This window comes from Streptomyces sp. A1277, assembly GCF_004795015.1.
Classification (GTDB): Bacteria; Actinomycetota; Actinomycetes; order Streptomycetales; family Streptomycetaceae; genus Streptomyces.
Map to the genome: position 1 here is coordinate 125,280 of NZ_SSBI01000001.1, position 19,410 is coordinate 144,689.

Here is a 19,410-nt window from a genome sequence, read left to right on the forward strand (position 1 = left end):
GGGGTACTCGTTACGTCGCGACGGGCCCCAGGCCGAAGCGTGTGTCCAGGTCCTGCGCGTCGGCCGGGGCGATGTCCTCGTAGACGTTCTGCGGCCAGTACGGGCAGCCGTCGATCCATGCGACGGCCAGCGGCAGCCCGTCGAGCCAGCCGCGCAGCTCCACCGTGCCGGTGGGCGCGGGCAGCCCCGCCCAGGGATCCTTCACCGGCCCCGGCGGCAGGAGCGGCAGCAGCCCCACCGGCCGCGCGCCGGCATCGGGCTCCCCGGCCTCCCCGGCGTCCACCGACTCCCCGGCGTTCACCGACTCCCCGGCCGGGAAGAGCACGAGCGTCGGCCCGTCCTCCCTGCCGTCGTACAGAAGGGCGTACCGGTGGACCTGGGGCGCGGGTGCGGTCGCGGCGGCGGCCAGCATGCGGGCGTTCGGGATGCCCGCGGTGACCGCGCGCCAGAGCCTGAAGAGCCCGAAGGCGCCGAGGACCGCCCCCACCACCAGGGGCCCGGACGCGACCGTGCCGACGCCCGTGACCAGGGCCAGGACGACGACGCCGCCGGTGTACGACAGGGACCACAGGGCCGGCGCGATGCCGGTGGCGTTCCGCAGCGTGGGCACCCGCCACCAGGTCAGCGGCTCTCCCGGGTGCATCCGGTCCGGCACGGCAGGCTTCACCGGGGGCGCGGCTCGCAGCCGGGCCTGAAGCCCGGCCTCGGCGGCGTACGCCGCGTAGGACAGGGGCGCGGGCGGCTGTGGTGCGGCGGCCTCCAGGCTCGGGCCGGGTTCCGGCGCCCGCTCCTGGCGCGGGATCGTGAACGACGGGAGGGGCCGGTTCCGCAGCCGCCGGCCCCGTACGATCCGGATCGCTCCGCCCACCAGGCCGACCGCGATGAGCGCCAGTCCGCTCAGCCCCACGACGTCCGTGGTGGACACGGCCGCGGTGCCGCGCAGGTTCTCGTCGTACAGATCGCCCTTGAACGGCGGGTACGAGACGACGAAGCCGGTGTCCCAGCCCTTGAGCAGGCCCGTGTTCCCGTGACAGTGGAAGGGGCCGGTGCGGGTGCGGCCGTCGAAGGGGTCGGTCCAGCGCACCTCGCAGCGGCCGTCGGCGCGCTCACTGATGACCGTCAGGTCGACCTGCGGGTCGTTCTCGGCGGCCGCGATCCAGACGGTGGCGAGGGCCGCCAGGAGCAAGCCCATGAGCAGCAGCCAGCGGAAGGTGCCCCGCCACCACGGCCGCCGGCGCAAGGTCTCCGTCGGCGGGGCGGGGTCGAAGGGGACGGGTTCCTGCCCCCGAGCGGACTGCGGCTGCGGCAGGGCGGGGCGTGTCAGCAGGGTTTTGACCTGCGGCCGGGCCGCGATCGAACGGGCCCGTCGACCGCGGACCGGCCTGGCCCAGATCAGTTGCGTGCCGTCCGGCGGCGCCAGCACCCCGCCGGTGCGTGGATCGCCGCACCACCACAGCACCGAGCCGGGGCGGTCCAGCAGGTCCGCGCGCCACCGGGTGGCCCACGGCGTCAGCGCGAGCAGCTCGTCAGGTCCCGGCCCGCCCAGCACCACGGCGGCACCACGCGCGCCGGACTGGAGGAGGACCGATGTGTGGGCCGTCCACGGCCGGGCCGCCAGGGTCCTGCGCATGCGGCGGGCCTGCAGCGGCACGACGGCCCCGACGAGCAGCAACAGCACGCCGATCGTGCCGAGCTGCGGTACGAAGGACCGGAGGAACCTGTCGGCGAACACGGCGATGAGCACCGCGGCGGCCACGGCCGCCGCTCCTGCCGCGCACCACCGCCAGGCCGATGCCCGGTAGCGGTCCAGTCCCTCCGCCGTACCCGGCAGATCGAGCGCGACCGCCCCCGCGGCCGTTGCCGGTCTGCCACTGCCGTCCGATATGCTGGTGTCCGACATGCCCGCCCCTTTGGCCTCTGAATGAACCGGTTCTCCGCGTCGCCGGCCTCCTCGCGGGCGCGGCCCTGTGCCTCGTACCGCTTGACGAGCGCTCCGGGGCGGCGCCCCACCCCGCCCCCGGCGCAGAGCGGAGGCTATCCCTCCGCCGGTAGTGCCGGAAGAATCAGCCCCCAGGCCCCCGCACGCACCGTCCAGGTCCGCGTCCGCACCGGCCCGCCGACCTGTATGTCCGCCCGGTAGCGGAAGTCCGCCCCCGAGACCGTCACCGCCTTGGCCTCCGTGGTGACCGGGGCGGTGTCAGGCGCGTCGATCGTCACCTCGGCCACGCCGTCGTCACCGCACCCGGAGGTCACCGTCACCGAGGCGACCGGGCGGTCCAGGTCGTTCAGCACGACACCGTCGGCCTCCACGCGCAGCCGGTGCGTCGGGGGAGTGGCGGGCGGTTCCGGGGGCGCGGGGCGCACCAGGGTGCGGACCAGGGAACGGCAGCTGTCCCAGACCGCCGTGACGCCCGTGCGGCCGGTGCCCGCGCCCGGGGCGCCGTTCAGGGCCGGGATGCGCAGCGCCCCCAGGACCACGCCGTCGCTGTCGTCGACGAGCAGGTCCAGCCGGCGTACCGACCCGTCCAGCGCCGTGCGCGCCGCCGCGACCGCGTCCGTCGGCACGCCGAGCGAGTGCGCGAGTTCCAGGGCGGCCGACGTGCCGACCGGTACCAGCGAGAGCGCGCTCATGGCCGGTTCCCGCTCCCGGTGCAGCAGGGACACCGCGCGCCGCAGCGCGCGGTCGTCGCCGATCACCACCGGCCGCCGGCCGCCCCGCCGGGACAGGGCCCGGGCGAATTCCCCGGGGCTGTCCGGGAGGCAGATCTTGGCGTGCGAGCCGGCGCTCAGGACGTCCTTGGCGATGCGGACGGACTCGCCGTCCGTCCGGCGGGCGACCGGATCGATCACCACCAGCAGATGGGGCGCACCGTTACCGGGGGGCTGGGCAGCCGACACCTCGGTCCTTCCTCGGGTAGCATCTTGGTGCAAGAGCCCCTTGCGCTATTGCGCCAGGGGCTTCGTCTATTCCGGGGCACCCGGTTCGACGGTTCAGGCTGTGCCGTACAACGTCGTACGGCATGTACGGCGTTTTGGTACGCCCCCTGACCTTGGACATGCCCCGCCCGGAAGGGGTGTACGCCTGTGCCCGCACTTGTGCTGCTCGGTGCTCAGTGGGGTGACGAGGGCAAGGGAAAGGCCACCGACCTCCTCGGTGGATCCGTGGACTACGTGGTGCGCTACCAAGGCGGCAACAACGCCGGTCACACGGTCGTCGTCGGCGACCAGAAGTACGCACTGCATCTCCTCCCCTCCGGAATCCTTTCACCGGGATGTACCCCGGTCATCGGTAACGGTGTCGTCGTCGACCCGGCGGTCCTGCTCTCCGAGCTGAGTGGGCTGAACGACCGCGGCGTGGACACGTCGAAGCTGCTGATCAGCGGCAACGCCCATTTGATCACCCCGTACAACGTCACCGTCGACAAGGTGACGGAACGGTTCCTCGGGAAGCGCAAGATCGGCACGACCGGGCGCGGCATCGGCCCGACGTACGCCGACAAGATCAACCGGGTCGGCATCCGCGTCCAGGACCTCTACGACGAGTCGATCCTGGAGCAGAAGGTCGAGGCGGCCCTGGAGCAGAAGAACCAGCTTCTGGCCAAGGTCTTCAACCGGCGCGCCATCGAGGCCGGCAAGGTCGTCGAGGACATGCTCCAGTACGCGGAGCAGATCAAGCCCTACGTCACCGACACGACGCTCGTCCTGAACAACGCCATCGACGCGGGCAAGGTCGTCCTCTTCGAGGGCGGTCAGGGCACGCTGCTCGACGTCGACCACGGCACGTACCCCTTCGTCACCTCCTCGAACCCGACCGCGGGCGGCGCCTGCACCGGTTCCGGCGTGGGTCCGACCAAGATCAGCCGGGTCATCGGCATCCTCAAGGCGTACACGACGCGCGTCGGCGCCGGCCCGTTCCCGACGGAGCTGCTGGACGAGGACGGCGAGGCGCTGCGCCGGATCGGCGGCGAGCGCGGTGTCACCACCGGCCGCGACCGCCGCTGCGGCTGGTTCGACGCGGTCATCGCGCGGTACGCGACCCGGGTCAACGGCCTCACCGACTTCTTCCTCACCAAGCTGGACGTGCTGACCGGCTGGGAGCAGATCCCGGTGTGCGTGGCGTACGAGATCGACGGCAAGCGCGTCGAGGAGCTTCCGTACAGCCAGACCGACTTCCACCACGCGAAGCCGGTCTACGAGATGCTCCCGGGCTGGTCCGAGGACATCACCAAGGCGAAGACCTTCGCCGACCTGCCGAAGAACGCGCAGGCGTACGTGAAGGCGCTGGAGGAGATGTCCGGCGCCCCGATCTCCGCGATCGGCGTCGGCCCCGGCCGTACCGAGACCATCGAGATCAACTCGTTCCTGTAGGCACACGGGCACGGAGGAGGGCCGGGGCGGAGGTCGCGCCCCGGCCCTCCGGCATGTCCGCCCACCGACGGCCGCTGCTGGTCTAGACCTTGACAGGTCCAGACCAGCAGCGGTTGGGTGTCGGGATGCCCGGACGGCCCGCCCCCGCTGAGGTGTGCGGCGAGCCATGCCCCGTCCTCGTCGAAGGAGTGAGCAGCGCTGAACCGCATCAAGAGCGTCCTGACCGTACTGAGCGCCGTCATCGCGACGGCTGCCTTCCTGCCCGGCGCCGCCAGTGCCGCGCCGGCCGCCGATCCGGCTTCGTGCGCGCCCCTGTGGAACTCCTCGACCGCCTACTCGGCGGGCGGCATGGTCTCGCACCACGGCCGCAACTGGACGGCGAAGTGGTGGACGCAGAACGAGAACCCGGGCGCCACCACCGTCTGGGCCGACGCGGGTGCCTGTACCGGTGGGGTCTTTGACTTCGTCATCAGTGAGGCGGAGTTCAACGAGATCTTCCCCGATCGCGACCCCTTCTACACGTACCAGGGCCTGATCGACGCGTTGCACGCGTATCCGCGGTTCGCGAACACCGGGACCGAGCAGACCAGGAGCCGGGAGGCGGCGGCGTTCCTGACGCACGCCGACTTCGAGTCGGTCGGTCTCCAGTACGTGAAGGAGATCAACGAGGCCAACTACTGGATCAAGTGCGACTACAGCCAGCCGTTCGGCTGCCCGGCCGGCCAGTCCGCGTACTACGGGCGCGGACCGATCATGTTCAGCTGGAACTTCAACTACAAGGCGGCGGGGGACGCCCTCGGCCTCGATCTGCTCAACGACCCCTGGCTGGTGGAGCGCGACCCGTCGGTGGCCTGGCAGACCGCGCTCTGGTACTGGAACACCCAGAACGGCCCCGGGACCATGACCTCGCACGAGGCGATGGTCGGCGGTGCGGGCTTCGGCGAGACCATCCGCTCGCTCAACGGATCGCTGGAGTGCAACGGCGGCAACCCCACCTCGGTACAGGCGCGGGTGGCCGAGTACGAGCACATCACCGATGTCATCGGGGTCAATCCGGGTTCTGGTCTCACCTGCTGACGCCATGTCGCCGACTCGGGGCCCGCGGTGATCCCGCAGCGTGGGCGGGCCCCGAGGTTTTACCTTCGGAAGCCCGCCATTGTTGGTCTAGACCTTGACAGGTCCAGACCAACAGCGCTTGAGTGGCGGGAACCCCCCACAGCGGTGCACCGGGTCAGCGACGCACCGCGCCGAAGGAGTGTGCAGATGTTCCGACGTGTCATGGGCCTGCTCGCCGCGCTGGGCGCGGTCGTCGCAGGGCTCGTCGTACTCCCCGCCACGACCGCATCGGCCGCCGACTGCGCGGCCGCCTGGAACTCCTCGTCCGTCTACACGGGCGGCGGCTCCGCCTCGTACAACGGGCACAACTGGACCGCCAAGTGGTGGACGCAGAACGAGAAGCCCGGCAGCTCCGACGTCTGGTCCGACAAGGGTGCCTGCGGCAGCGGCGGCGGCACGGACCCGGGCGGCCCCGGCTCCTCCTCCGGCTTCGTCGTCAGCGAGGCGCAGTTCAACCAGATGTTCCCCGGCCGCAGCTCCTTCTACACCTACAGCGGCCTGGTCGCCGCCCTTGACGCCTACCCGGGCTTCGCCAACACCGGCAGCGACACCGTCAAGAAGCAGGAGGCCGCGGCCTTCCTCGCCAACGTCAGTCACGAGACCGGCGGCCTCGTCTACATCGTCGAGCAGAACACCGCCAACTACCCGCACTACTGCGACAGCAGCCAGCCCTACGGCTGCCCGGCCGGCCAGGCCGCCTACTACGGGCGCGGCCCGATCCAGCTCAGCTGGAACTTCAACTACAAGGCCGCGGGCGACGCGCTCGGCATCGACCTGCTGGGCAACCCGTACCTGGTCGAGCAGAACGCCGCCGTGGCCTGGAAGACCGGCCTCTGGTACTGGAACACCCAGAACGGCCCCGGCACCATGACGGCCCACAACGCCATCGTGAACGGCGCCGGCTTCGGTGAGACGATCCGCTCCATCAACGGCTCGATCGAGTGCAACGGCGGCAACCCCGCACAGGTCCAGAGCCGCATCGACAAGTACCAGGCGTTCACGCAGATCCTCGGCACCACGCCCGGCACCAACCTCAGCTGCTGACCGACGAATTCACACGTGTGGGGGACGCCCCCGGCCACTCGGCCGGAGGCGTCCCCCGTCCCGTTGTCAGTGGTGGCCCCTAACGTCGAAGTCGTCGGGACCGCAGGCGGTCGGCGCACGAGGGAGAGGCACCACGATGGAGTTCCGGATCGAACGCGGCGAGCTGGCGGACGCCGTCGCCTGGGCCGCCCGCGTGCTGCCCACCAGATCACCCGTGCCCGTCCTGGGCGGCCTGCTGCTGGAGGCGGTGGACGGCAGGCTGAGCATCTCGGGGCTGGACTACGAGGCGTCCGCCCGCATCGAGGTGGCGGCGCGGACCGAACGGCCCGGGAAGGTGCTCGTCATGGGCCGCCGCCTGCTCGACGTGTGCAAGGTGCTGCCCGAGGGCGCGGTGGAGTGCGCGGTCGAGGGGTCGCGGTTCACGGTGACGGGCGGCGGCGCAGGATTCGGCCTGTCGGTCCTGCCGTTGGACGACTACCCGGCGCTGCCGCCGCTGCCCGATGTCCTCGGCGCGGTGGACGGGCAGGAGTTCGCGGCGGCCGTCGCCGATGTGTCGGTGGCCGCGGGCCGGGACGACACCCTGCCCGCGCTCACCGGTATCCGGCTGGGCCTCGACGGCGAGCGGATGACCCTGGCGGCCACGGACCGCTACCGCTTCGCGGTCCGTACGCTCGACTGGCAGCCCGCGGAGCAGGGGGTCACGGCGGACGTCGTCGTCTCGGCCCGCCGGCTCAGTGAGATCGCCCGGTCCGTCGGCGCACGCCCGGGACCGGTTCGCCTCGCGTTGGACAACGGTTCGGCGGGCTTCGAGCGGGAAGGCATGCGCACCACGGTCCGGCTGCTCGACGGCCGGCTCCCGCGCCACGACAAGCTCTTCGTGCTGAGCGGCCCGGTCAAGGCGGTGACCGAGCGCGAACCGCTGGTCGAGGCCGTGAAGCGGGTCGCGGTGGTGGCGGACGGCGACAGCCCGCTCCAGTTCGCCTTCTCCGCCGGTTCCGTCCTGCTCCAGGCGGGTTACGAGGACGACGTGGCCTCCCAGCGCCTGCCCGCCGGGCTCGCGGGCGCCGACGAGATCACGGTCGCGTTCAACCCCTCGTACCTGATGGACGCGCTGGCCTCGTTCGACACCCCGGTCGTCAGGTTCCAGCTCATGGGCCAGGGCCAGCGCGCCATGATCACCGGGCACCGGGACCACGAGGACGCGGCGGCCGCGCCGGACGGGGCGGGGGACACGGTCCACCAGCACCTGCTCATGTCGGTCAAGCCGCTGGTCCAGTGAGGACGACGGACGCGGGGCCGGGGACGGCCTCCCGCCCCGGCCCCGCGTTCGCAGCTCCTCGGATTCCTGGATTACTTGGTGAAGATGAAGTACTTCCAGGCGCCGTGGGTCGTCGTGTTCACGGTGTCGCCCGACGAGCCGTCCACGTAGGAGGCGCGGACCCGCATCCGGTAGCCCGTCTCATGGGCGCCGGTCAGCGTCACGTTGGTCTTGCCGCTGGTGCCGAGCTTGAAGTACTGCGAGCCCGCGCCGTACCACTTGCCCTGGTAGTAGACCTCCATGGCCAGGCGGAACTTGCGGTTCTTGTAGTAGCTCATCTTCGTGGCGAAGACCGGGTTGGTCTTCTTGTGGAAGTAGGCGTACGACCGAGAGCCGATCTTCGCGGTCCGGTACTGCTTGGAGACCGAGGTCGAGACCTTCACCCTGGCGTACGCCGTGGAGGTGACCGTCCTGGACGCGGAACGCCCGTCGCCCTTGAAGACGGCGGTGACGGTCGTGTCCCGGGTCATGTCGACGGTCGTGGCCAGGTTGCCCTTGGAGTTGACCTTGCCGGTCTTCACCAGCTTCTTCGGCTTGTCCTTGCCGTACGGGTCCACCCAGAGCTCGACGGTGCGGTTCTTGTACGTCTTGCCGAGATGCGCGGTGAACGAGACGTCGGCTCCGTAGGAGTAGACCGCCTTGTTGCGGTTCAGGGTCAGCGAGGTGGCCGCCCGGGAGACGGCGACCTTGTCACTGCCCGACGCCGCGGAGTGCGTGGCGTCACCGGCGTAGGAGACCTTGTACGTGACCGTGCCGCCCGCGGGCGGGGTGTCGCCGAAGGAGAACGAGCCGTCCGACTTCAGCTTCACGGCGGCCAGCGCCTTGCCCTTGGGCGACTCGATGTCGGTACGCGTCACCGTCACCTTGGCGCCCGACGGGAAGGCGCCGTCCGACTTCGCCTTGCCGGTCACCGTGAGCTTCTTGCCGCGGGACGCCTTCGCCGGAGCGCTGACCGTGACCGTGGTCCGGAACTTGACCGGGTCGGTGAGCACCCGCAGCGAGCGGACGCCCTCGCTGTTGACCGTGACGGCGAACAGCCGGCTGGTGTCCGGCGCCCAGGCCAGACCGGACGGGTCCAGGGTGTCCGCGCCGCTGCTCTTCCCGGTGTTGGGGAAGTCGTACGTCCGGACCGGCTTTGCGGTGGAGCCCTGCTTGTAGACGTACACGTCCGGCTCGTACCAGCCGTCGATGCCGGCGGCGACCGTCCCGTCCGGGGCGATGTCGACCGCGTTGGGGTACGCGTCCGCCGGATAGGCGATCGTCGGCGCGAGGTCCGAGGTGCGGTACGCCTGGTGGTAGTACGGGGCACTGCCGGCCACCACGAGCTGCGTGCCGTCCGGGCTGAGCGCGAGATCGTGCAGGTTGCCGCCGTCCGTGCTGGTGTAGGCGGTTCGTACGGCCGCGCCCGAGGCCACGTCGTACACGGCCAGCTCTGTCGGGCTCTGGGTCTCGATGCCGGCGGCCAGCACGCCGGGCGCGCCGGGAGTGGAGGCCAGGGTCGGCGCCGCGTACCACCTGCCGTCGGCGTCCTGCTCCAGGGTCACCACCGGCTCGGCGCCGGACAGGTCGAGCGACCCGATGTGGCCCGAGCCGGCCGAGCCGTACCCGAACCAGAGCTTGCCGCCGGCCAGCGCCGGGAACTTCGGGTCCGTGCCGGTCCCCGTCGCATACCGGGCGGACACCTTGAGCGCCGCCGTGTCGATCGTGACGATGGCGTCGGCGCCCGGCACGGCGGCGTACAGCGTGCCCGAGTCCGCGGACAGTTCGAGCCCGGTCACCCCGGGCAGTGAGTTGATCTTCGCGATGACCGTGCCGCTGTAATCGGCGACGACGACCTTGCCCCCGGCCGGGTCGCTGATGAAGACGCGCTTGTGCACGCCGTCGGCGACGATGTCGCCGACGGACGCGGCGGCGATGACCTTGCTGGAGTCGGCGGCGGCCGGGTTGGCCGCGCCGCCGATCAGCACGACTGAGCTGAAGAGCACCGCGATCGAGGTCGCGGTGGAGATTCTGCGCGTACGCAAGACGGTGTCTACCCCCACGGTGAAGGGACCGCCCGGCACCTGGAGATGAGAGAGGTGCGCGGTCCGGATCGCAGAGTATGACATGAGGGTGACAACTCGTACGCATGGCCGGATTCCAACCGGCCCGCAGGCGCTCCCGGAGAGCTGAGGACGGCGGTCCGTCAGCCGGACTTCGTGTACGTGAGCTTCTCGCCGCTGGACGTGTTCTCGCGGCTCAGCGTGCCGTCCGGGAGCAGGGTGAGCGTGGTCGGGCTGCCGGGGGTGCAGGACGCGGCGGGCTCGCCCTCCGTCACGGTGGACGGGCCGATCTCCACCGACTCGCCCTCGGCCGCCTCGGCCGTCAGCGGCGCCTCGAAGACGCAGCGGTAGGTGCCGCCCGTGGCCAGCGGGCCCTCGGCGGTCAGGGTGAGGACGGTGTCGCCCGCCTCGCCCTGCCGGATGACCAGTTCACGGGTGGAGTGGCCGGTGGCGTTGTCGATGCTGCCGGACCAGGACCCGAGGTAGCCCTCGGGGACCCCGCCCTCTTCGCCGTTGCGCCCGTCGTCGCTGGGCGAGGGATCCGGGGAGCCGTCCGGGGACGGGGAGTTGACGACGTCCTTGCTCGGGGTCGGGCCGGCGGAGTGGGTGGGGCCCGCCGTGGTCGTTCCGTCCTTGTCGTTCATGAGCGCGTAGACGGACCCCCCGGCCGCTATCGCGACCAGCACGGCGACGACGACGAGGGCGATGGTCGGCCCTCTGCGGCGGGCCGGCTCCGGTGCGGGAGCCGGGTGCGGGGCGCCGGCCGGGTAGCCGGGACCGTACGGGGGCGTCGGGCCGTAACCGGGCTGCTGCGGGTACCCGTAGGGGTAGCCGTGGTCCGGGCTCGGCTGCTGCGGATAGCCGTAATCGGGGGCGGCGTTGGGCTGCTGCGGGTGTCCGTAGCCCGGGGCCGGCAGCGGCTGGGCCGGCTGGTGCGGGTAGCCGTATCCGGGGGAGGGCGCCGTGGCCGGGGGCGGCCCGCTCGGTGGCGGTGCGGCGGGGCCCGGGGAGGCGGGGCCCGGCGCGGCGATGGCGGTGGGAAGCGCGTGGACGGACGCGGGCGGGGTGGCCGGCTCGGCGGGTGGCGCGGGGAGCACCGCGGTGTCCGGCTCGGCCGGGGACCCGGACACCGGCCCGGAGGTGGCGCCGGTCGCCGCTCCGGCCGCGGGCGGCTTGGTCAGGGCCACCCCATTCCGGGGCGTCGCGTCCCCGGCCACCCCATTCCGGGGCGTCGCGTCCCCGGCCACCGCGTCCCGGGGCGTCGCGTCCTGCGGCACGGCGTCCTGGGGCGCGTCGTCCTGTCGGCCCGCGCCTCCCGGTCCCGTGCCTCCCGGTCCCGTGCCTCCCGGTCCCGCGCCTCCCGGTCCCGCGTCGGCAGGCACCGCGTCGGCAGGCACCGCGTCCTCGGGGTCCTCCGAGTCGAGCAGTTCCACGGCGTGGCGGCCGAGCTGGGCGATGAGGGCGCCCGGCAGCCAGGGCTCCGTGCTGTGGTCGTCGTCCGCCAGCAGGGCCAGGATGTCGTCCGTGGACGGCCGGGCCTGGGGATCCTTGTGCAGGCAGCCCCGGATCAGGTCGTCGAGGCCGGCCGTCACCCCGGTCAGGTCGGGGTCCTCCTGCGCGATGCGGAACAGCAGGGCGTGCATCTCGTTGGCCGCCGCGCCGAAGGGCAGCCGTCCGGTCGAGGCGTACGTCAGCACCGAGCCCAGGCAGAACACGTCGCTCGCCGCGCTCACGCGCTCGCCCCGCACCTGCTCGGGCGACATGAAGCCGGGCGAGCCCACCAGTGCGCCGGTGCGGGTGAGACCGCCGTCGGTGACGGTGTCCAGGGCTCTGGCTATCCCGAAGTCGATGACGCGCGGACCGTCGATCGTGAGGAGGATGTTGGACGGTTTCAGGTCCCGGTGGATGAGGCCGGCCGTGTGGATGGCCTTCAGGGCGTGCGCGAGACCGGCGCCCAGGATGCGGACGGACCGTTCCGGCAGGGGGCCGTACGTGCCGGGTGCGGGCCCGGACGAGGTGCCCGGCCGGCCCGACACGGTGGCGTGGAGGGAGGGTCCGGCGACATATCCGGTGGCGACCCACGGCACGTCGGCCTCGGTGTCGGCGTCCAGCACGGGCGCGGTCCAGGTCGAGCCCACCCGGCGGGCGGCCCGCACCTCCTGCCGGAACCGGTCGCGGAATACCTGCTGAGCGGCGAGCTCCTCGCGTACGAGCTTGAGCGCGACCGTACGGCCGCGGTCGGAGCGGGCCAGATACACCTGGCCCATCCCGCCCGCGCCGAGGCGCCCCAGCAAGCGGTAGGCGCCGATGCGCTGTGGATCGGTGGACCCGAGCTTCTCCATGGTGTGCGGCCTCCCCCGTACGACAACACGCCGGACGGGGACGAGAATAGCGGCGTGGATCGCCGCGCCGCGGCCCCTCCGGGGCTCAGGGCCGCTCCGGCACCGGTCTAAGGTGTCCCGGAATCGAATCGGGGAGGGGCGCCATGTGCGCGAGCGGAGCCGTCACGCGCAGCACCCTGCGGCAGCAGATCGCGGACGCGCTGCGCGACGAGGTGCTCGCCGGACGCCTGCTGCCGGGCCGGGAGTTCACCGTCAAGCAGATCGCCGAGCAGTACGGGGTCTCCGCGACGCCCGTCCGCGAGGCGCTGTTCGACCTGTCCGCGCAGGGGCTCCTCGAATCCGACCAGCACCGCGGGTTCCGGGTCCACCAGTTCACCGTCGCGGACTACCGGGCGATGGTGGAGGCCCGCGCCCTGGTCATGGACGGCGTCATCCGGGACGTCTTCCACGAGCCGGTCCCGGCGCAGCAGGCCGGTTACCGGGACGCGCTCGTCTCCGTACGCCGCCGTGCCGAGGAGGCGTCCCGCGCGGCGCGCGGCGGGGACCTGGACATCCTCATCGGCTACGACCTGCGCTTCTGGCGGGAGCTGGGCGGGCTCATCGGCAACGGCTACATCGGCGACTTCCTGCACCGGCTGCGCGTCCAGGCATGGATGTTCGCCGTGCCCTACCTGCGTGGCGACGCCGATGTGCGGGACTGGCTGTGGAACGGCCACACCGAGCTCGTCACCGCGATCACGCACCGGGACCGCGAGGCCCTGCGCGCGGTGATCGACGACTACAACGGCCACGCGCTGAGCTGGGCCGACCGGCTGGCGGGCCCCCCGCCCGCCCCGGAGCGCGCCTGACCCCGGCCCGGCACCGGCCCCCCGCCCGCACCGCGCCCCGAGCCCGTCACGGGCGACCACTGTGCGCGGGGTGCCGCCCGCATTACGCTGTCCCGACCACCGCACGCCCCCGTTGGAGAGCGAGACTTCGTGGCCTGTGACCTGTGGCTGGTCCCCCTCGTCGATGTGCTGTGCCACAGCCCCGACAACCCCTTCGCCGAAGAGATAGCCGTCTACGACAAGGCCCTGGGTGAGGCGGGACTGCCGCCCGTCCCGGTCTACGCCTACATGCCGGGGCTGACCGGCGACGTGGCTCCCGTCGCGGGCTTCGACTACGACGCGCTGCACCTCCTGCGCCGCGCCTATCTGCTCCAGCTCAGCGGGCTCGCCGTCACCCCGGTCGACGCGCTGAGCGGGGACTACGAGCAGCTGTTGGAGATGTTCGAGCCGACGGCCAGGCAGTCGCACCTGGTGTGGCACTTCGACCACGCGGGGGCGTACGTGCCCCTCGACTTCCCCGCCCCGGTCTCCACCGACGACCTCATGGAGGCCGGCGGACCGCTCGGTTCGGCGCACGGGCTGCTGCGCGAGTTGGAGTTCGTCGCCCCGGGCATCGGCATCGACCCGGCGAACCCGCCGGCCGCCCCGCTGCCCCCGGCAGCGCCCACCGAACTGGAGGAGCCGGCGAGCGTCCCCTACGACGACAACCCCTTCGCCCGGGAACGCCACGTCTGGCTCGGCCTGCACGCCGCGGCCACCCGCAGCCTCGCCCAGGGATCGATGATCGTCTTCAGCTGACGCGGTCCGGCACCCACCGCCGGAGTCCCCGCACTGCCCGAGAGCGGTCAGCGCGGGGACTCCGGCGGCCGCTGCCGCGGCATGTTCGGCCGGCCCATCGACTGGAGCGGGAAGCGGCCGGGCGCGGTCCCCTGCTCCGGGCGCCCGCTTCCGGAACCGCCGGTGATCAGCGCCTGCATCCCCATCGGGGCGGGTCCGGCCCGGAATTCCACCATCCAGTCGGCGGTCTCCGACCGGACGAGCTCCGTGATGTCCTCGGAGAAGCGCCGCAGCACCCCCAGGCACCGCTCGGTCGCCTCGCTCGCCGTGCCCTCGGTCGGGCCGAGCACCTCCCGTACGCACTCCGACGACCAGTCGAACCGGAGCACCTGGAGCCGCCGCTGCACGGCCTGCGCGGTCGCGAGGTTCCTTATCCAGCCCGAGGTGAGGCCGAAGTACCGGTCGCACGCCATGCACGCGGCGCCCAGCAGCAGCGACAGATAGCCCCAGCCGGCCGCGTCGTGCAGCGCGCCCGTCAGGTCGAGCAGCGGCAGGGCGGCGCCCGCGACCACACCGGCGGCGGTGCCCATCCGCAGCGCCCTGGCCGCGCGCCGCTTCCACAGGCGGTCGTTCAGATACCAGTCGGCGGTGCGCAGGGCGTCCGCTTCCGCCCATCGGTACAGCTCGTCCAGCCGCTGGGACGGTTCGCCCCAGTCGCCCAGCGGGAACGGCTCCCCGGTCAGGTCACGGCCCCGGCCGCCGTGGCCCTCGGCGCCGGAGCCCGTACCGGAGGGAGCGGCCGCACCCGCCGGACCGGGCGTGCCGGACTTGCTGGGCGGCACTTCGGGCTGCATCTCCGGCTGACTCACCGGGGTACTCCTCTGCATGCTGCGTGGCGACGCGTGCTCTCGACCGCGTACTCGACGACGGGGCGGATCTCTGCTTCCTGGCTGCTCCATGCCCCTGGACGCGACGGGCAGTCCCCCATGCGTAACCATGCGTGACGGGGGGTGCGCGTGTACGTACCGGGACGCATGCCCTTCCTACCGCCGAATGGTGGGCCGCAGGGTCGAAATCGCGGTATTCCCGGGCACCTACGGCCTCTGGTCAGGTATAGGAGTCCCGGCACCGCTCTCTCGATCTCACTCGAAAGAGTTGCTCGTCGGCGGGTGGGGCGCGCCGCCCGGGGACCACGTAGGCTCGGCGTACCGAAACAATTGTCGTCGAAATGCCTGGAGTGACCGTGATTCCCGGTGGTGGTCAGCCCGATATGCAGCAGCTGCTGCAGCAGGCCCAGAAGATGCAGCAGGACCTCGCCCAGGCCCAGGAGGAGCTTGCCAGGACCGAGGTGGACGGCCAGGCGGGCGGCGGCCTGGTCAAGGCGACGGTCAACGGCTCGGGTGAGCTGCGCGGCCTCGTGATCGACCCGAAGGCGGTGGACCCGGAGGACACCGAGACCCTCGCGGACCTCGTCGTCGCGGCGGTCCAGGCGGCCAACGAGAACGCCCAGCAGCTCCAGCAGCAGAAGCTCGGCCCGCTGACCCAGGGCCTGGGCGGCGGCATGCCCGGCCTGCCGTTCTGACCGTCCGCATACCCAAGACCGTACGTACCCCCTACGGTACGTACCACGACTCAGCCGACTCAGCCAGGAAGGCGTTCCGTTGTACGAAGGCGTGGTTCAGGACCTCATCGACGAACTGGGCAGGCTGCCCGGCGTCGGTCCCAAGAGCGCGCAGCGGATCGCCTTCCACATCCTGCAGGCGGAGCCCACGGATGTGCGGCGCCTGGCCCACGCCCTCCTGGAGGTCAAGGACAAGGTCCGCTTCTGCGTGGTGTGCGGCAACGTGGCCCAGCAGGAGGAGTGCGGCATCTGCCGCGACCAGCGCCGCGACCGGTCGGTCATCTGCGTGGTCGAGGAGCCGAAGGACGTCGTCGCGATCGAGCGGACCCGTGAGTTCCGGGGCCGCTACCACGTGCTGGGCGGGGCGATCAGCCCCATCGAGGGCGTCGGCCCGGACGATCTGCGCATCCGCGAGCTGCTGGCCCGCCTCGCCGACGGTTCCATCACCGAACTGATCCTGGCGACCGACCCCAACCTGGAGGGCGAGGCGACCGCGACGTACCTGGCGCGGATGGTCAAGCCGATGGGCCTGCGCGTCACCCGGCTGGCCAGCGGTCTGCCGGTGGGCGGCGACTTGGAGTACGCGGACGAGGTCACCCTCGGCCGCGCCTTCGAGGGGAGGCGACTGCTGGATGTCTGACGCCCCGGCTCCCGTCCCCGCCTCTCACAGCGGCTTTACGTTCAGCGCGGTTATCTTCTACCCACCGTCTCCGACCGTGCCCACGGGAGGTCTCCTCGATGTCTGACGCCACGTTGAACACCGTCACGCAGGACCCCGGCGACTTCGCGGTCCAGATCGCCGACCAGATCAAGACGTTCATCGTCGCGGTCACCGAGGTGTCCAGGGTCGAGGAGCCGGAGGAGGCCGTTCCGGTCCTGCTCCTCCAGGTCTCCCAGCTCCTGCTGGCCGGCGGCCGGCTCGGCGCGTACGAGGACATCGTCCCCGACGAGCGCTACGAGCCGGACCTGGGCGCCGAGCCGGACGCGGACGGCCTGCGCGAGCGCTTCGCGGCCCTGCTGGAGCCGATCGACGTCTACTCCGAGGTCTTCGACCCGTACGAGCCCCGCAAGGCCCCGGTCGCCGCCCGCATCTCCGACGACCTGGCCGACCTCGTCACCGACCTGCGCCACGGCCTGGCCCACTACGAGGAGGGCCGCACCACCGAGGGACTGTGGTGGTGGCAGTTCTCCTACTTCTCCAACTGGGGCTCGACCGCCTCCGCCGCTCTGCGCGCCCTCCAGTCCCTCATCGCCCACATCCGCCTCAACCAGCCCCTCCAGGAGCTGGACGGCCTGGACACCGACCAGGACGCCGCCGACGACGACCTGGCCGAGGAGGCGGGCCGCGTCATGGTCGAGGAGATCGCGGGCCCGCTGGGGCTGCGGCCGGTGAAGTAGCGGGGCGGCTCTCGTCGCTGCGTGTGGGCTGGGCCACATAGGGGAATGCGTACGGGTTCGGTGGGCAGCAGCGCGGTACGAGCGGTTCGGAGCGACACGCCGATGATCACGTGGTGAGCGGGACATCTCAGCATGTGGTATCAGCGGGGCGTTTCCGGACTGCTCGTTAAACTGAGCCGACCGCAGTAATGGACTGAGCGAGGAGCGCACGTGGGCCTTGTCGTGCAGAAGTACGGAGGCTCCTCCGTAGCCGATGCCGAGGGCATCAAGCGGGTCGCCAAGCGAATCGTCGATGCCAAGAAGAACGGCAACCAGGTGGTTGTCGTGGTGTCAGCGATGGGCGACACGACGGACGAGCTGATCGATCTCGCCGAGCAGGTATCCCCGATACCGGCCGGGCGTGAGTTCGACATGCTGCTGACCGCGGGAGAGCGGATCTCCATGGCGCTGCTGGCCATGGCGATCAAAAACCTGGGCCACGAGGCCCAGTCGTTCACCGGCAGCCAGGCCGGCGTCATCACCGACTCGGTCCACAACAAAGCGCGCATCATCGATGTGACGCCGGGCCGTATCCGTACGGCGCTGGACGAGGGGAACATCGCGATCGTCGCGGGGTTCCAGGGTGTGTCCCATGACAAGAAGGACATCACCACCCTCGGCCGGGGCGGGTCCGACACCACAGCCGTCGCGCTCGCGGCCGCGCTGGACGCCGAGGTCTGCGAGATCTACACCGACGTGGACGGCGTCTTCACCGCCGACCCGCGGGTCGTGAAGAAGGCCCGTAAGATCGACTGGATCTCCTTCGAGGACATGCTGGAGCTGGCCGCGTCCGGTTCCAAGGTGCTGCTGCACCGGTGCGTCGAGTACGCACGCCGTTACAACATCCCGATCCACGTCCGCTCGTCCTTCTCCGGACTGCGAGGCACCTGGGTCAGCAACGAGCCGCAAGGGGACCAGAAGGTGGAGCACGCGATCATCTCCGGAGTCGCCCATGACGTCTCCGAGGCCAAGGTCACCGTCGTCGGCGTGCCCGACAAGCCGGGCGAGGCCGCCGCGATCTTCCGTACGATCGCGAATGCCGAGGTCAACATCGACATGGTGGTGCAGAACGTCTCCGCCGCCTCGACCGGCCTGACGGACATCTCTTTCACGCTCCCGAAGGCCGAGGGCCGCAAGGCCATCGACGCCCTGGAGCGCAACCGCGGCGTGATCGGCTTCGACTCGCTGCGCTACGACGACCAGATCGCCAAGATCTCCCTGGTCGGCGCGGGCATGAAGACCAACCCCGGTGTCACCGCGGGCTTCTTCGAGGCGCTTTCGGACGCCGGTGTGAACATCGAGCTGATCTCGACATCCGAGATCCGCATCTCGGTGGTCACCCGCGCCGACGACGTCAACGAGGCCGTGCGCGCCGTGCACACCGCCTTCGGCCTCGACAGCGACTCCGACGAGGCAGTCGTGTACGGGGGCACCGGCCGATGACCGTACGCCGCCCTTCGCTCGCGGTCGTCGGCGCGACCGGGGCGATCGGCGGCGTCATGCTCCAGATCCTCTCGCAGCACGCGGACATCTGGGGCGAGGTCAGACTCGTCGCCTCATCGCGCTCGGCCGGCCGCAAGCTGGTCGTGCGCGGTGAGGAGAGCGAGGTCCTCGAACTCACCGAGGACGTCTTCGACGGCATCGACGTGGCGCTCTTCCTGGTGCCCGCCGAGGTCTCCGCGCGCTGGGCCCCGCTCGCCGCGTCCAAGGGCGCCGTCGTCATCGACGACTCCACGGCGTTCCGTACGGACGGTGACGTTCCGCTCGTCGTGCCCGAGATCAACCCGCACGCGGTACGGATCAGGCCGCGCGGCATCGTCGCGAACCCGAACTGCACCACGCTGGCGCTGATCGTCGCGGTCGGCGCCCTGCACGCCGAATTCGGCCTGCGGGAGCTGGTCGTCTCGTCCTACCAGGCCGTCAGCGGCGCCGGACGCGACGGCGTCGCCGTGCTGCGGGAACAGCTGTCGATGGTGGCCGGCACCGAACTCGGTACGAAGCCCGGCGACGTACGACGCGTCGTGGGCGACACGCACGGCGGCCCGTTCGCCGCGCCGGTCGCGCTCAACGTCGTCCCGTGGGCCGGGACGGACGCCGGGGACGGCTGGTCGTCCGAGGAGCTGGCCATCCGCGACGAGTGCCGCAAGATCCTCGACCTGCCGAGCCTGCGCGTGTCGGCGACCTGCGTCTACGTACCCGTCGTCGCCACGCACTCGATGTCCGTGCACGCCCGCTTCGAGAACGACGTCGCGGTCGACCGGGCCCACGAGATCCTGGCGACCGCCCCCGGCGTGGTGCTGTACGACAGCCCGGGCGCCGGTGACTTCCCCACCCCGTCCGACGTGGTGGGGACCGACCCGACCTGGGTCGGCCGGGTCCGGCGCTCCCTGGACGACCCCCGGGGGCTGGAACTCTTCGTCTGCGGCGACAATCTCCGCAAGGGCGCGGCGCTGAACGTGGCCCAGATCGCGGAGTCGGTGGCGGCCGAATTCCCCCGGTCCTGACGGAAGACGATCAT

16 protein-coding genes are annotated in these 19,410 nt (G+C 71.6%); 11 read left to right on the forward strand and 5 right to left on the reverse strand.

Annotated elements, in window-relative coordinates; translation table 11 throughout:
• Positions 1–10 precede the first annotated feature (10 nt).
• Positions 11–1,900: a hypothetical protein gene (locus E6R18_RS00600; protein WP_136314831.1), complete on the reverse strand. Its 1,890-nt coding sequence runs from the start codon at positions 1,898–1,900 to the stop codon at positions 11–13.
• Positions 1,901–2,034: 134 nt separating this feature from the next.
• Positions 2,035–2,898 carry a diacylglycerol kinase gene (locus E6R18_RS00605; RefSeq protein ID WP_136314832.1) on the reverse strand — a complete coding sequence of 288 codons (864 nt, stop codon included), beginning with the start codon at positions 2,896–2,898 and terminating at the stop codon, positions 2,035–2,037.
• Positions 2,899–3,084: 186 nt separating this feature from the next.
• On the opposite strand from E6R18_RS00605, the gene E6R18_RS00610 reads away from it, so the two are divergent.
• The 4 genes from E6R18_RS00610 to dnaN all read left to right on the forward strand — a co-directional run bounded on the left by E6R18_RS00610 (position 3,085) and on the right by dnaN (position 7,807).
• Entirely contained in the window at positions 3,085–4,368 is a 1,284-nt protein-coding gene (locus tag E6R18_RS00610; RefSeq protein ID WP_136314833.1) for an adenylosuccinate synthase, read from the forward strand.
• A gap of 348 nt (positions 4,369–4,716) precedes the next feature.
• On the forward strand, positions 4,717–5,445 hold the full coding sequence (locus E6R18_RS00615; RefSeq protein WP_240799536.1) for a glycoside hydrolase family 19 protein: 729 nt from the start codon (positions 4,717–4,719) through the stop codon (positions 5,443–5,445).
• A 186-nt stretch (positions 5,446–5,631) separates the two neighbouring features.
• Positions 5,632–6,528: a glycoside hydrolase family 19 protein gene (locus E6R18_RS00620; RefSeq protein ID WP_136314835.1), complete on the forward strand. Its 897-nt coding sequence runs from the start codon at positions 5,632–5,634 to the stop codon at positions 6,526–6,528.
• Positions 6,529–6,664: 136 nt separating this feature from the next.
• Positions 6,665–7,807, forward strand: a complete 1,143-nt coding sequence (gene dnaN, locus E6R18_RS00625; RefSeq protein ID WP_136314836.1) for a DNA polymerase III subunit beta — start codon at positions 6,665–6,667, stop codon at positions 7,805–7,807.
• Between the two features lie 71 nt (positions 7,808–7,878).
• Here the strand turns inward: dnaN and E6R18_RS00630 are convergent, their stop codons facing one another.
• Both E6R18_RS00630 and E6R18_RS00635 read right to left on the reverse strand, forming a co-directional pair.
• A complete protein-coding gene (locus tag E6R18_RS00630) occupies positions 7,879–9,870 on the reverse strand; it encodes an Ig-like domain repeat protein (RefSeq protein WP_136314837.1) in 1,992 nt (663 codons plus the stop codon).
• Between the two features lie 161 nt (positions 9,871–10,031).
• On the reverse strand, positions 10,032–12,230 hold the full coding sequence (locus tag E6R18_RS00635) for a serine/threonine-protein kinase (RefSeq protein ID WP_136314838.1): 2,199 nt from the start codon (positions 12,228–12,230) through the stop codon (positions 10,032–10,034).
• 143 nt (positions 12,231–12,373) lie between these two features.
• Between E6R18_RS00635 and E6R18_RS00640 the strand changes: the two genes are divergently transcribed.
• Both E6R18_RS00640 and E6R18_RS00645 read left to right on the forward strand, forming a co-directional pair.
• On the forward strand, positions 12,374–13,078 hold the full coding sequence (locus E6R18_RS00640; RefSeq protein ID WP_136314839.1) for a GntR family transcriptional regulator: 705 nt from the start codon (positions 12,374–12,376) through the stop codon (positions 13,076–13,078).
• Between the two features lie 129 nt (positions 13,079–13,207).
• Entirely contained in the window at positions 13,208–13,855 is a 648-nt protein-coding gene (locus tag E6R18_RS00645) for a hypothetical protein (RefSeq protein ID WP_136314840.1), read from the forward strand.
• A gap of 47 nt (positions 13,856–13,902) precedes the next feature.
• Here the strand turns inward: E6R18_RS00645 and E6R18_RS00650 are convergent, their stop codons facing one another.
• Entirely contained in the window at positions 13,903–14,703 is an 801-nt protein-coding gene (locus E6R18_RS00650; protein WP_240799537.1) for an SLATT domain-containing protein, read from the reverse strand.
• Between the two features lie 374 nt (positions 14,704–15,077).
• Here E6R18_RS00650 and E6R18_RS00655 point away from each other — a divergent pair, with 374 nt between their 5' ends.
• From E6R18_RS00655 to E6R18_RS00675, 5 genes are all read left to right on the forward strand, one after another.
• Positions 15,078–15,416, forward strand: a complete 339-nt coding sequence (locus tag E6R18_RS00655) for a YbaB/EbfC family nucleoid-associated protein (protein WP_136314964.1) — start codon at positions 15,078–15,080, stop codon at positions 15,414–15,416.
• A gap of 79 nt (positions 15,417–15,495) precedes the next feature.
• Positions 15,496–16,095: a recombination mediator RecR gene (gene recR / locus E6R18_RS00660; RefSeq protein WP_136314841.1), complete on the forward strand. Its 600-nt coding sequence runs from the start codon at positions 15,496–15,498 to the stop codon at positions 16,093–16,095.
• Positions 16,096–16,193: 98 nt separating this feature from the next.
• Complete coding sequence (locus E6R18_RS00665; protein WP_136314842.1) at positions 16,194–16,853, forward strand: DUF5063 domain-containing protein; 660 nt, start codon at positions 16,194–16,196, stop codon at positions 16,851–16,853.
• A 210-nt stretch (positions 16,854–17,063) separates the two neighbouring features.
• Positions 17,064–18,335 carry an aspartate kinase gene (locus E6R18_RS00670; protein WP_136314843.1) on the forward strand — a complete coding sequence of 424 codons (1,272 nt, stop codon included), beginning with the start codon at positions 17,064–17,066 and terminating at the stop codon, positions 18,333–18,335.
• The gene (locus E6R18_RS00675; protein ID WP_136314844.1) at positions 18,332–19,396 is read left to right on the forward strand and encodes an aspartate-semialdehyde dehydrogenase; all 1,065 of its coding nucleotides are present in this window, start codon (positions 18,332–18,334) and stop codon (positions 19,394–19,396) included. The genes E6R18_RS00670 and E6R18_RS00675 overlap by 4 nt, the downstream gene beginning before the upstream one ends.
• Positions 19,397–19,410 lie beyond the last annotated feature (14 nt).

Bases quoted from the DNA above. Each gene is read 5' to 3' on its own strand.
- E6R18_RS00600 (WP_136314831.1), bottom strand. From the start codon at position 1,900: ATGTCGGACACCAGCATATCGGACGGCAGTGGCAGACCGGCAACGGCC.
- E6R18_RS00615 (WP_240799536.1), top strand. From the start codon at position 4,717: ATGGTCTCGCACCACGGCCGCAACTGGACGGCGAAGTGGTGGACGCAG.
- E6R18_RS00620 (WP_136314835.1), top strand. From the start codon at position 5,632: ATGTTCCGACGTGTCATGGGCCTGCTCGCCGCGCTGGGCGCGGTCGTC.
- dnaN (WP_136314836.1), top strand. From the start codon at position 6,665: ATGGAGTTCCGGATCGAACGCGGCGAGCTGGCGGACGCCGTCGCCTGG.
- E6R18_RS00635 (WP_136314838.1), bottom strand. From the start codon at position 12,230: ATGGAGAAGCTCGGGTCCACCGATCCACAGCGCATCGGCGCCTACCGC.
- E6R18_RS00640 (WP_136314839.1), top strand. From the start codon at position 12,374: ATGTGCGCGAGCGGAGCCGTCACGCGCAGCACCCTGCGGCAGCAGATC.
- E6R18_RS00665 (WP_136314842.1), top strand. From the start codon at position 16,194: ATGTCTGACGCCACGTTGAACACCGTCACGCAGGACCCCGGCGACTTC.
- E6R18_RS00675 (WP_136314844.1), top strand. From the start codon at position 18,332: ATGACCGTACGCCGCCCTTCGCTCGCGGTCGTCGGCGCGACCGGGGCG.